Origin of the sequence: Mycobacterium sp. AT1, from assembly GCF_002043095.1 — a bacterium.
Taxonomy (GTDB): Bacteria; Actinomycetota; Actinomycetes; order Mycobacteriales; family Mycobacteriaceae; genus Mycobacterium.
In genome coordinates this window covers 64,871-76,871 of sequence record NZ_MVOC01000009.1, presented here as the reverse complement: position 1 = coordinate 76,871, position 12,001 = coordinate 64,871, and the positions used below count along the sequence as shown (strand labels likewise).

Below are 12,001 nucleotides of genomic sequence, written 5' to 3'. Positions count from 1 at the left end.
CCCGGGGCGAGGTTGTCCACAGGCACGCGACTTATCCACAGAATGCCTGCAGCGCAATCACTTTCGTCGTCCGACGCTGTATCGTCGAAAGTATGTTCGACAGCTTGGTGGACGCTACGGCCGGCACGTCCGGTGCCGGTGCGCTGGCGGGGTGGGCGCGGGTGGAGTCCGCAGCGTGTGCTCGCAAGGTCGCGGCGATGGCGGCCATGCTGAGGTCTGCCTACGCCGCCTCCGGATCGGCCGATCGTGACCAGTGGTGCCTGGACAACTTCGACGCCGTCGCCGCCCAAATCGGCGCCGAGGCCCGCATCACCCATCACGCCGCGTCCAACCAGCTGCTGGTCGCCGTCGCGCTGCACGAACGGTTCCCCCGCGTCGCCGCCGCCTTCGCCCAAGGTCTGATCACCTACCAACTGGTGCGGACGGTGGTGCAACGCGGCGCCTTGGTCGTCGACCCCGTGGCTTTACATGAACTCGACCGACTGTTGGCCGAAGCGCTGAGCGCCCGGGAACCCATGTCGGTGGCGACGACGGAGAAGACCGTCGACGCGTTCGTCGCCCAGGTCGACCCCCACGCAGTACGCCGCACCGAAACCAAGGCACGCGGGCGTTCAGTGGACGTGGCGATCGACGAGGACGGCAGCGGCATGGCCACCGTCTACGCCACGCTGTTCGCCCATGACGCCGAGGCCTTCGACGCGCGCGTGGATGCGCTGGCCCGCACAGTGTGCCCGGCCGATCCGCGCACGCTGGATCAACGCCGCGCCGACGCGATCGGAGCCCTGGCCCACGGGGCCGATCGCCTGGCCTGCCTCTGCGATGCCGATGACTGCCCGGCCGAGCAGAACCCGCCCTCGACGGGGGTGGTGGTCTACGTCATCGCGTCCGCGGACACCCTCGACGAACGGCCCGCACCACCATCGCCTGCGGCTCGAGATGGCGAGGACACCGAGCAGTCCGCAGACGTGAACCAGCCTGCCGCAGTTAACACCTCGAACGAGCGCAGCGCCCTCGACGGCGAACCCCCGGCGATGTCTGCCAAGCCGCTGCGCGAGCTGACCCTCGCCGAAGCCCTCACCCCCGCCCAGGACGCCTCGCGAACCTCCGGCCGGCCGCCTTGACGGGTGGGCAGTTCCTCCCCGGGGCGGTCGCCTGCCGCGCCAGCCAAGGGACGACCACCACTTGGATCGGGCACCCCGGCCAAGCCCCACCGGGACCCCGCTACCGACCGTCGAAGAAGCTGGCCGACTTCGTCCGCTGCCGCGACATGACGTGTCGCTTCCCGGGCCGACGGCCGTCGACACGTCCCGGCCCACGGCCACCCGCGCCGCGGACCAAACCTCAGACGACGCCGCTCGCGTCGTACATCCACGACATGTCGGCGTTGGCGAAGTCCTCCAGCCATGACGGGGGAGCGTGGTTCGCCAGCGCGCTCATGTCCCAGTAGTCCTTCCAGAGCGAGATCTTGCCGTTCTCGACACGGTGCACGGTGACGAAGCGGAGAACGGCCGATTCACCGGTCGCCCAATGCCATTCCTCGTGGTGCTCGTACATGGCGTTCTCGCCGTCCACCACGAGCAGCCCCGTGAAGTTCTCGTAGGAGGCCAACGGCTCGAGGCCTATCTTCAGCCTCTTGACGATGTCGTCGGGTCCCTTCGCTGCGGCGGCGGGTCCGACCGGCACGTCAAGGTAGATGCAGTCCGCGGCGAGGTGGGACTTCAAACCCTCCCAGTCGCGGTCCGACAGTGCCGCCCACATGTCCAACACCGTCTTCTCAACCGACACTGGTCAACTCGTCCTTCTGCGTGGGGATGGCGGGGGACTTGTGCGCGGTGCGCAGGAAGCGACCCGTGCGGCGTCGGCCGACCAGATCGGTGGGCTCGCCGTCGAGGAACACCGCCCGACCGCCGACGAGTACCGCCCTGACCGTCTCGTCGTTGCGGTTCACCATGCGCGACAACCCGCCGTACTGCTCGACGGGTTCCTCGGCATACGCGTCCAGCCGCCCGTCGAGGCAGGCCGGGTCGACGATCGTGACGTCGGCACGGTCACCGATCCGCAGGTGCCCGGCGTCGAGGCGGTACCAGTCGGCCAGCTCGCCGGTCAACCGGTGAACCGCCTGCTCGACGGTCATGAACGGCGTGCCTGCGGCCTCCGCGTCTCGGACGTGCCGCAACAGTCGCAGCCCCATGTTGTAGAACGCCATGTTCCGCAGGTGCGCACCGGCATCGGAGAAGCCCATCTGCACGCCGGGATCGCGGGCCAGCTTCTTCAGCACCTCCGGGCGATGGTTGGAAATCGTCGTGCGCCAGCGCAGCGCGGCGCCGTGCTCCAACACCAGATCCAGGAACGCGTCGACGGGATGGATGTTGCCCCGGTCGACGCCGACCTGTCCGAAGGACTTCCCGATCACGCTGGCGTCCGGGCAGTCGACGATGTCGGCGTCGAAGAAGTCGCGGTGCCAAACCCGTACGCCGAACTTGCTTTCGTAGTCCTTGCGGAACCTGCGGCGGTAGTTCTCGTCGCGCATCATCGCGTTGCGCTCGACCTCGTCACGCAGGTGCAGGGCCGCCGCGCCCGTGCCGAACTCCTCGAAGATCACCAAGTCGATGCCGTCGGCGTACACCTCGAACGGCACGGGCAGGTGCTGCCAACGGAAGTTCCCACCAAGCCGGTTGATCAGCCGGGCGACCGGACCCATCATCGCGATCGCGTACGGGTTGGACTTGACGTCGGCCGCCGACAGCAGACTCGTCTTGAGCGGGTTTCGGAAGATGCCGATCGATTGTGCGAGCTGGGACCCAAGGTTGACCGGGTTCTCGATGTTGGGCCCGGACTGCAGAATGCGTCCGGCCTTGCGCAGCAACGACTTCAGCCTGCGTTGCTCGCGCGTTCCGGCGTAGGTCGACGGCAGGGTGCGGGACCGGCATACGTCACCGTCGAGCTTGTCGAAGAGCAGTTGCATGGACGACATTCCGACGAAGCCGGCCTGGAGTGCCTCGGCGAGCATGCGCTCCATCTCCGCCTGCTCACTGCGGGTCGGCCGCTCGCGCTTGCGCGTCGCGCGGTCGAGACCCATGACCGCCGTGCGCATGTCGGAGTGGCCGATGAACGCCGCCAAGTTGGGCCCGAGCGGCATCTTTTCGAGCGCCTCGACGTACTCCTCACACGTGCGCCAGGTCTTGCGACCGTCGACCGCGGCGATGACGTGCTCGCGGGGAATCGCCTCGACACGGCCGAACAGATCGCCTGCCTCGGTGCCGTCCACGTGGATGGTCGACAGCGAGCAGGAACCCAGCATCACCGTGGTGACGCCGTGGCGCAGCGACTCGGCCAGCGCTGGCCCGTTGAGCACCTCGACGTCGTAGTGGGTGTGGATGTCGAGCATGCCGGGCAGCACCCAGTGGCCGGTCGCGTCGATCACCCGCTCGCACTGGGTGGCGTCGAGTTCGTCGGCCGAGATCGCCACCACGTGGCCGTCCCGGATGCCGACGTGGCGGATCGCGGATGCCGCTCCGGTGCCGTCGAACCAGCGCCCGTTTCGGATGATCGTGTCGTACGTCACTCCGCCATAGAACAGCCGTGGAGCACCCCTGTCAACGAAATCGTGAACAGATTGCCAAAAATGTCTACTGTTCGGCCCAGGCGTCGGGCTGACGGCCGTCGACGTCGGTGAAGCCGTACTCGCGAGCAAGTTGAACCGAGCTGGCCGACCGCTGGTTCCACCGCGCGCGGTCCGGGTCGGCCGCAATGGCCGCCACCCCGCGGCCGACGAAACGCGGTGTCTCGGATTCGGTGAAGGACGGGGGCGCGACGGGACCGTCGGCCCGGGCCGGGTCCAGGGCGTCTCGCCAATTGGTCGCACCAACCAGGTAGTTCTCGAGCATCATCTCCGAGCGCAACCAGCCGGGAGTCACGGCCACCGCCACGCACCCGAACGGCGCGAGATCGTGGCCCTGGCTGAACGCGATCCTGTTGACCGACACCTTGGCGAGGTCGTAGAAGGCCGACAACCGGTAGTGCTGAGCGTTGAACTCGGCCGTGCCGTCGGTCACCTCGACCAGGAGACCACCCGGCCGAGTGACCAACAGCGGCAACAGGCAATGCGAGGTGATGAGGTGGGTGTCCACCCCGAGGCGGAGGATCCGCAGTCCGTCGTCGAGGTCGTGCTCCCACATCGGTCGGTTCCACGTCGACGGTGGCCCCTTCAGGATCTCGGCTCCCCAGATGTCGTTGACGAGGATGTCCACCACGCCGTAGTCGCGTCGAAGACGCTCGGCCAACGCACGCACCTGGGCCACGTCGAGATGGTCGGTCGGAATCGCGACGCCGACCCCGCCTAGCTCGGTGACGAGTTGTGCTGTCTCCTCGATGGTTTCGGGCCGATCGTAATCGGAACGGAGATCCGCGGTCGAGCTGGTGCGGCCCGTGCACACGACGGTGGCACCCGCCTCTCCCAGCGCCGCCGCGATGCCGCGGCCCGCACCGCGGGTGGCCCCGGCGACCACGGCGATGCGCCCTGCGAGGGCGCGGCCGGCCGCGGGGGAGAACATGACGTCGAGTATCAGCCGTGGGAGGGGTTTGCCATCGCAACTTGGAAAATCTGCGGGCATACTCGGTTTGGTGACTCCGCTGCAGCGTTACATAGCCGAAGAGATCGCCACCGACCACGTCGAGGGATTGATGTCCCGCCGTGAGGCCATCCGACGACTCGCACTGATCGGTGTCGGCGCCGCCGCGGCCTCCTCGCTCATCGCCGCGTGCAGCGCCGAGGAGAAGCCCGCGGACGGTACGCCGACGGCGGACGCGCCGGTGACCTCCAGCGGCGCGGCCACCGAAAAGGCGCCTCCGCCAGGGATCGAGAACGCCCTGGAGACCGAACCCGTCACCTGGACCGGGCCCCGCGGTGAACTGCAGGGCGCTTGGGCGGCGGCGCAGACCCCCAAGGGCGCGGTGCTCGTCGTCCACGAGAACAAGGGACTCACCGACTGGGCGCGCTCCGTCGCGGGGCGCTTCGCCGGGATCGGCTACTCCAGCCTGGCCGTCGACCTGCTCTCCGCCGACGGTGGCACGGCCAAGTTCACCGATCCCGCCGAGGCCACCGCGGCGTTGAGCAAGATCTCCCCGGAGGACTTCGTCGCCGACCTCAAGTCCGGCATCGAGGAACTGCAACGCCGGACGCCAGGCGTGAAGGTGGCGGCCGTCGGATTCTGCATGGGCGGCGGGCTGGTGTGGCAACTGCTGGCAGCTGGGGAACCCCAGTTGGCCGCGGCGGTGCCGTTCTACGGCCCGACACCCGACGACGCCGACTTCAGCGGATCCAAGGACGTCGCGGTGCTGGCGTTCTACGGGTCCAAGGACGCACGGGTGACCGGCACCAAGGACGCCGCCCAGCAGGCGCTCGACAAGGCGGGCGTCGTCAACGAACTGGTCGTCGAGCAGGGCGCCGACCACGCGTTCTTCAACGACACCGGCGAGCGCTACGACCCCACCGCGGCCGCCGACGCATGGCAGCGCGTGCAGGCCTGGTTCACCAAGTACGTCGGATAGCCCCGGTGGCGGCAGCGGTTTGAATAGTGCCCCGTCCGGGCAACCCTCCCTCCAGCGAGCGCGTCAATAACGGCGCGCCGATTCGAAGGAGCCGGACATGAGCACCAACACCGTCGTCATGATCGTCGTTGCCGTCGTGGTGGTCCTGCTGTTGATCCTCGGCCTGTCGTTTGCGGCGCGGAGCGCGCGTGACAAGAAGCGCCGAGCCGAAGCCGACCGCATTCGCGACGAAGCCCGCGAGGAGAGCGCGCGCGTGGAGAAGCGCGAGGCGATCGCCGCCGAGACCGAGGCCAAGGCCCGCGCCGCCGCTGCCGAAGCCGAAGCAAAGGCCGCCGAAGCCGCCCGTCTCAGCGACCGGGCCGCCAGCCACCGTGACGAAGCCGCGTCGTCTCGCGAAGAGCTGGACTCCAAGTTCCAGCACGCCGATTCACTGGACCCGCGCCGCAAGGACGACGCCGACGCCGCGTACGCCCTCGCCGAGAAGGAGCGCGCCAAGCACGAGGATCCGAACAACGCCGAGCTGACCCACGTCGAGCGCACCGAGCACGACCCGCAGCACCGCGTCGTCAACTAGGTCTAGCGGGGCGGAGTCCACGCGACGGGCAGTCGCTTGATGCCGTGGATGAAGGCTGATTGCAGCCGGGCCGGTTCCTCGGTGGCCACGATGTCGGGGATCCGGCGGTGCAATTCCTCGAAGGCAACGGTGATTTCGCGACGTGCCAAGTTGGCCCCCAGGCAGAAGTGCGCGCCGCCGCCACCGAATCCGACGTGTGGATTCGGATGGCGGCGGACGTCGAACGCGTAGGGGTCGTCGAATTTGGCGTCGTCGCGGTTGGCCGACCCGTACCAGAGCGTCACCTTGTCGCCCTCGGCAAGCGGCACGCCGCTGAGCTCGGTCGGGCGGGTCACGGTGCGCCGCATGTACGCCACCGGTGACGCCCACCGCACCACCTCTTCGACGGCGGTGGGGGCGAGGGTGTCGTAGTCGTTCCACCAGAGGTCACGCTGTTCCGGATGCCGGCTCAAGGCGAGGACGCCGTGGCTGATGGCGTTGCGGGTGGTCTCGTTGCCCGCCACCACCAGAAGGATGAAGAACGACGCCACCTCGGCCGAGGTCAGTCGCTCGCCGTCCAGTTCGGCCTGCACCAGGCTGGTGGTGAGATCCTCGCCCGGCGTGGCACGCCGGTCATCGGCGAGCGCGGCGGCGTAGGCGCCGATGTCCATGGCGACCTTGACGAACTCGTCGAAGTCCGCGGTGATCTCGGGATCGCCGAAGCCGAGAATCACGTTCGTCCAATTGAAGACGTTCTGGTGCTCCGCCTCGGGGATGCCCATCATGTCGCAGATGATCTGAAGTGGCAGTGGCCCGGCGAGAGCGGCCACCAGATCGCAAGAGCCGTCGGGATGGTCGGCGATCATCGACTGCACCAGGCGGCGGGCCCGATCCCGGACCGAGTCCTCGATTCGGGCCAACACCCTTGGGGTGAAAGCACTTCGGACGATGTTGCGGAGCCGGGTGTGACGGGGATCGTCCATGGCGATCATCGAGCCGAAGTATTCGGCCAACTCCGGTGACTGGTCGCCGATGACGATGCCCTGGGCGGAGCTGAAGATCTCGGGATGCCGGCTGGCGTGGAACACGTCGTCGTACCGGGTGACGGCCCAGTGCCCCCTGCCCTGCTCGAAACCGTCCTGCACGAACTCCGGATGCTTCGACACCGGGGCTTCCCGCCGCAGCGTGGCGAACGCACCGTCACGCACGTCGTCGTCGAGCGCCCAGAAATCCCACGAGCCGAGGTTGACGTCGGCGAGTGCGACGTCAGGCGGCGGTGCACCGTTGACACGTAACGAGATACCCACGATGCCGAGCGTAACCTCAGGGCCGAACCTCGTGACCGGATCGGCCGTGCGTGCGTCGTTCGTTCTTCATCCTCGCCTCGAACAGATGTCGTTCGCCTCCGACGAGATCGTCGCGCACCCGGCGTTCGTGGTCGCGGAACTCGGTCCAGTAGCCGTCGTCGAACTCCTCGACGACCTGGAACGTCCACCGCCCGTGCAGCACGTTGCGGCCCACCAGTTCGGTCTCCAGCCGGTCGGCGACGTCGCCGTGCCCCGCCTCGCGCAGTTCGTCGCAGGCGTCGCCGAGGAGCAGGTCGGCGTGCCCCATCAGCTGGTGAAACGAATAGAGGTGCCCGCGGGCGCGTTCGACGTACTCGAGGGCTTCTGACACCTTGCCGACCGCGGCCACGGTGTCGTCGTCGTTGACGGTCATTCACCGCAGATACCCGGCGGCCCGTCGATCCAACCGAACGCCACATTCGACGATGGCCTGCGCGGGGCCGCCGGTCCGTGGTAGCACCGACGGGTGCGCAACCCACATGCAGGACAACCGTTTACGACCTCCGACGAGGAGATCGCCGAAGCGCTCCTCGACGTCAGCATCCCGACCCTGATGCTGTCGTTGGTCCACATGTCGGGGGATCCCAGCCTGATCCGCGGCGCGCTGAAACCGGCCGGCCTGTTCCTCAACGAGGTCCAGGGATACATGTCTGAAGACGACAAGGCTGCGGTCCGGACCCTTGCACTCGACGTGATCGGCGACTACCGCGACCGCGGGTGCCCCGACCCCGAACCGGTCAACGGTGAACTCCTCAAGGAAATGATGGAGTGGCTCGTCTGCGAACCGGTGCCCGACGAGTACGTGCCGATGCTGCTCGAGGAGATGGAACTCGACGGCACAGACAGCCGGGCCGCCCACTCGTCCGCATCGGCGGCCGCACGCAACGACTTTCCCGTCGTCGTCATCGGGTGCGGGGAATCCGGTCTGCTGGCCGGCGTCCGGCTCAAGGAGGCAGGCATGCCCTTCACCATCGTCGAGAAGAACGCCGGACCCGGCGGCACCTGGTACCGCAACACCTACCCGGGCGCCCGCGTCGACGTCGGGAATCACTTCTACTGCTACAGCTTCGAACCGACCCATCAGTGGACGCACTTCTTCGCCGAACAGCCCGAGCTGCAGGCATACTTCCAGCGCGTCATGGACAAGCACGACGTCGGACCGCACGTCAGGTGGGAAACCGAAGTCACCGAAGCCAACTGGGACGACGCCGCGGCGACGTGGACCGTTCGCACCCGCGCGGTCGACGGCACGGAGTCGACACTGCACGCACGGGCGGTCATCAGCGCCGTCGGACAGCTGGACCGCCCGTTCCTGCCCACGATCACCGGGCGGGAATCATTCGCGGGCAAGGCCTTTCATTCCGCCGAGTGGGACCATTCGGTCGACCTGCGTGGGCGCCGCGTGGCGATGATCGGCGCGGGTGCCAGCGGCTTCCAGATCGCGCCGACGATCGCCGACGAGGTCGAACACCTCACCGTCTTCCAGCGCACGGCGCAATGGATGTTCCCCAACCCGAACTACCACGAGCCCGTCGGACCGGGGGTGCAGTGGGCGCTGCGTCATCTGCCCTTCTACGGCCGCTGGTACCGGTTCCTGCTGTTCTGGCCCGGCTGCGACAAGGGACTGGCGGCGGCTCGCGTCGACCCCGACTATCCCGACCAACGGCGCGCCGTCAGCGAGATCAACGAGATCACCCGAATGATGTTCACCGAGTGGATCACCAGCCAGATCGGCGACGACCCCGACCTCGCGGCCAAGGTGATCCCGGACTACCCGGCGACGGGCAAGCGCACGCTCCAGGACAACGGCAGCTGGTTGAAGACGCTGACCCGCGACGACGTCGACCTGGTCCGCACACCGATAGACCACGTCGACGCCGGCGGGGTGGTCACCGCCGACGGGACGCGTCATCCCGTCGACGTCATCGTCTACGCCACCGGTTTCCGCGCGACCGAGGTGCTGTGGCCGATGACGATCACCGGCCGCGACGGTCACGATCTACGCGACCGGTGGGGGGAGCGACCCGCGGCCTACCTCGGCATCACCGTGCCCGGCTTTCCGAACTTCTTCTGCATGTACGGACCCGGCACCAATCTGGCCAGCGGCGGCAGCTTGATCTTCCACTCCGAATGCCAAATGCGTTACATCTCAGGGTGTTTGGACCACTTGATCGACGGCGGACACCGGTGGATGGAGCCGCGTCAGGACAAGACCGACGACTGGGTGCGACGAAGTCAGGAGGAGATGCAGACCATGGTGTGGGCGCACCCGTCGGTCGAGCACTCCTTCTACAAGAACAGCCACGGCGAGGTGTACACGTTGAGCCCGTGGCGACTGGTCGACTACTGGGCCTGGACGCGGGTGCCCGATCCGGACGACTTTGCTTTCGGGTGACGCGACTTCTGCGCCTCGGCTGCGGTAGGTGACGATTCGCGACCCTGGCGCAGAACTCGGCGTTGCGGGGCAGACTGGGTGGGGTGAAGATTCGATTCGGCGTCGGCCTTGGCGCGGGTCCAGAGGCCAGTCCCGCCGAACTCCCACACCTCGTCGACCGGCTCGAGGCCGCGGGCGTCGACTCACTCTGGTTCTCCGAGCTGGTCTACACCGACGCCGTCGACCCCTTCGTCGGGATGGCCTACGCGCTGTCGCGAACCACCAAGCTCAAGGTCGGCACCTCGGTGATGATCCTGCCCGGCCGTCACCCCGTGCTCGTCGCCAAACAACTCGCATCGCTGGCCGCGCTCGCCCCCAAGCGGGTCCTGCCCGTCTTCGGTCTTCGGTCGGCGCTGCCCGAGGAGCGCGACGTCTTCGTGGTCCCCGACGGTCGGCGCGCCGCGGTCTTCGACGAATCGCTGCGGATGCTCACCGCGGCGTTGCGGTCCGACGGCGCCGACTTCTCCGGCGACTTCTTCACCGCCACGGCCATGGCCGTCGGACCTCGCCCGGCCAAGCCCCTCGACATCTGGCTGGGCGGGTCCGCACCTGCGGCCTTCCGCCGCATCGGTCGTCTCGCCGACGGATGGTTGGGCTCGTTCCTCACCCCCGCCGAGGCCAAGGGTGGCCGCGAGCAGATCGAAGCGGCCGCCGAACAGGCGGGCCGGGCCGTCGAACCCGACCACTACGGGATCAACGTCGCCGTAGCGGAGAACGGACTCCCCGACGAGGTACTGGCCTCGATCCGGGCCAGACGGCCCGACGTCGACCCAACCGAGTTGGTCGCCGACGGCTGGCCCGCCCTCCATCGCATGATCGACGGCTACCTGGACGCCGGGTTGACCAAGTTCGTCATCCGCCCGGTTGGCGGCGCGAGCACCGACGAGTTCGTCGACCGGTTCGCCAGCGAACTGCTACCACGGGAGAACTGACACCCATGACCGAACGGGGAACCGAGGAAGCGGCCCGAGCGACGGCGTCAGGGCGCCGCGCTGCTGCTCTGGGCGTCGGTGGCGGAATACGACGTCGCCCCGGAGCGATTCCTGACCTGACGGCGTCCAGCAAACCTGCTTACGGCTTGGTGACGCACTGCGCCGACGCAGCGAACCGATTATCTGTCGACTGATCGCTTCGGGTAGTCTCGACGGAATTGCGCGGACCTGCGGGGGAAGGCTCTCGAGCAAGCGGAGCCGCTGCCGATACTCATACTCCTGACGCCAAAGGCTGAACCATGCCAGACACCAAGAACGACGACCAGGGCCTAAAGCCGCACTTCGAAGACGTGCAGGCGCACTACGACCTGTCCGACGACTTCTTCCGGCTGTTCCTGGATCCCACCCAGACCTACAGCTGCGCCTACTTCGAGCGCGACGACATGACGCTCGAGGAAGCCCAGATCGCCAAGATCGACCTTTCGCTTGGCAAGCTCGGACTCAAGCCGGGAATGACGCTGCTGGACATCGGCTGCGGCTGGGGCGCAACCGTCAACCGCGCCGTCGAGAAATACGACGTCGACGTCGTCGGTCTGACGCTGAGCAAGAACCAGCAGGCCCACGTCGAGCAACTCCTCGAGAAGTCGGACAGCCCGCGGAACAAAGAGGTACGGCTTCAGGGGTGGGAGCAGTTCGACGAGCAGGTCGACCGCATCGTCTCCATCGGTGCCTTCGAGCACTTCGGTAAAGACCGCTACGAAGACTTCTTCAAGATGGCCTACGCCGCGCTGCCGAGTGAGGGTGTGATGTTGCTGCACACCATCATCAAGCCCAGTGACGAGGAATACCGCGAGCGCGGCCTCCCGATGACGATGACCAAGCTGAAGTTCTTCAAGTTCATCATGGACGAGATCTTCCCCGGTGGTGACCTCCCGCAGGTGGTGACCGTGGAGAAGTACGCCACGGCGGCCGGCTTCAAGCTCACCAGGGTGCAGCCCCTGCGCTTGCACTACGCGCGGACCCTCGACATCTGGGCCGCGACGCTGGAGTCTCGCCGCGACGATGCCATCGCCATCCAGTCCGAAGAGGTCTACGACCGCTACATGCGGTACCTGACCGGCTGCGCGGAGCTGTTCCACAAGGGCTACACCGACATCGCGCAGTTCACCCTCGAGAAGGCCTGACC

The 12,001-nt window shown here is 67.5% G+C and carries 11 protein-coding genes; 6 read left to right on the top strand and 5 right to left on the bottom strand.

Annotated elements, in window-relative coordinates; genetic code table 11:
- Positions 1-92: 92 nt before the first annotated feature.
- Positions 93-1,121: a DUF222 domain-containing protein gene (locus B1790_RS04835; RefSeq protein WP_079922072.1), complete on the top strand. Its 1,029-nt coding sequence runs from the start codon at positions 93-95 to the stop codon at positions 1,119-1,121.
- 220 nt (positions 1,122-1,341) lie between these two features.
- Here the strand turns inward: B1790_RS04835 and B1790_RS04825 are convergent, their stop codons facing one another.
- From B1790_RS04825 to B1790_RS04815, 3 genes are all read right to left on the bottom strand, one after another.
- Positions 1,342-1,785 carry a nuclear transport factor 2 family protein gene (locus B1790_RS04825; protein ID WP_079922070.1) on the bottom strand — a complete coding sequence of 148 codons (444 nt, stop codon included), beginning with the start codon at positions 1,783-1,785 and terminating at the stop codon, positions 1,342-1,344.
- A complete protein-coding gene (locus B1790_RS04820) occupies positions 1,775-3,565 on the bottom strand; it encodes an amidohydrolase family protein (RefSeq protein ID WP_079922069.1) in 1,791 nt (596 codons plus the stop codon). The genes B1790_RS04825 and B1790_RS04820 overlap by 11 nt, the downstream gene beginning before the upstream one ends.
- Positions 3,566-3,629: 64 nt before the next feature.
- Positions 3,630-4,553, bottom strand: a complete 924-nt coding sequence (locus B1790_RS04815) for an SDR family oxidoreductase (protein ID WP_079922068.1) — start codon at positions 4,551-4,553, stop codon at positions 3,630-3,632.
- Between the two features lie 70 nt (positions 4,554-4,623).
- Here B1790_RS04815 and B1790_RS04810 point away from each other — a divergent pair, with 70 nt between their 5' ends.
- Both B1790_RS04810 and B1790_RS04805 read left to right on the top strand, forming a co-directional pair.
- Entirely contained in the window at positions 4,624-5,550 is a 927-nt protein-coding gene (locus tag B1790_RS04810; protein ID WP_079922067.1) for a dienelactone hydrolase family protein, read from the top strand.
- A gap of 97 nt (positions 5,551-5,647) precedes the next feature.
- The gene (locus tag B1790_RS04805; RefSeq protein ID WP_079922066.1) at positions 5,648-6,124 is read left to right on the top strand and encodes a hypothetical protein; all 477 of its coding nucleotides are present in this window, start codon (positions 5,648-5,650) and stop codon (positions 6,122-6,124) included.
- 2 nt (positions 6,125-6,126) lie between these two features.
- On the opposite strand, the gene B1790_RS04800 is transcribed toward B1790_RS04805, so the two are convergent.
- Positions 6,127-7,410 (bottom strand): cytochrome P450, encoded by a 1,284-nt coding sequence (locus B1790_RS04800; RefSeq protein WP_079922065.1) that lies wholly within the window; start codon positions 7,408-7,410, stop codon positions 6,127-6,129.
- Positions 7,411-7,426: 16 nt separating this feature from the next.
- Positions 7,427-7,822: a hypothetical protein gene (locus B1790_RS04795; protein ID WP_079922064.1), complete on the bottom strand. Its 396-nt coding sequence runs from the start codon at positions 7,820-7,822 to the stop codon at positions 7,427-7,429.
- A 93-nt stretch (positions 7,823-7,915) separates the two neighbouring features.
- Between B1790_RS04795 and B1790_RS04790 the strand changes: the two genes are divergently transcribed.
- The 3 genes from B1790_RS04790 to B1790_RS04780 all read left to right on the top strand — a co-directional run bounded on the left by B1790_RS04790 (position 7,916) and on the right by B1790_RS04780 (position 11,999).
- A complete protein-coding gene (locus B1790_RS04790; protein ID WP_079922063.1) occupies positions 7,916-9,844 on the top strand; it encodes an NAD(P)/FAD-dependent oxidoreductase in 1,929 nt (642 codons plus the stop codon).
- An 83-nt stretch (positions 9,845-9,927) separates the two neighbouring features.
- Positions 9,928-10,815: a TIGR03854 family LLM class F420-dependent oxidoreductase gene (locus tag B1790_RS04785; protein WP_079922062.1), complete on the top strand. Its 888-nt coding sequence runs from the start codon at positions 9,928-9,930 to the stop codon at positions 10,813-10,815.
- Between the two features lie 299 nt (positions 10,816-11,114).
- The gene (locus B1790_RS04780; RefSeq protein WP_079922061.1) at positions 11,115-11,999 is read left to right on the top strand and encodes a cyclopropane mycolic acid synthase family methyltransferase; all 885 of its coding nucleotides are present in this window, start codon (positions 11,115-11,117) and stop codon (positions 11,997-11,999) included.
- Positions 12,000-12,001 lie beyond the last annotated feature (2 nt).

What these genes read in the sequence shown, in the direction of transcription:
- B1790_RS04795 (WP_079922064.1), bottom strand. Translation starts at nt 7,822, where the DNA reads ATGACCGTCAACGACGACGACACCGTGGCCGCGGTCGGCAAGGTGTCA.
- B1790_RS04835 (WP_079922072.1), top strand. Translation starts at nt 93, where the DNA reads ATGTTCGACAGCTTGGTGGACGCTACGGCCGGCACGTCCGGTGCCGGT.
- B1790_RS04780 (WP_079922061.1), top strand. Translation starts at nt 11,115, where the DNA reads ATGCCAGACACCAAGAACGACGACCAGGGCCTAAAGCCGCACTTCGAA.
- B1790_RS04815 (WP_079922068.1), bottom strand. Translation starts at nt 4,553, where the DNA reads ATGTTCTCCCCCGCGGCCGGCCGCGCCCTCGCAGGGCGCATCGCCGTG.
- B1790_RS04805 (WP_079922066.1), top strand. Translation starts at nt 5,648, where the DNA reads ATGAGCACCAACACCGTCGTCATGATCGTCGTTGCCGTCGTGGTGGTC.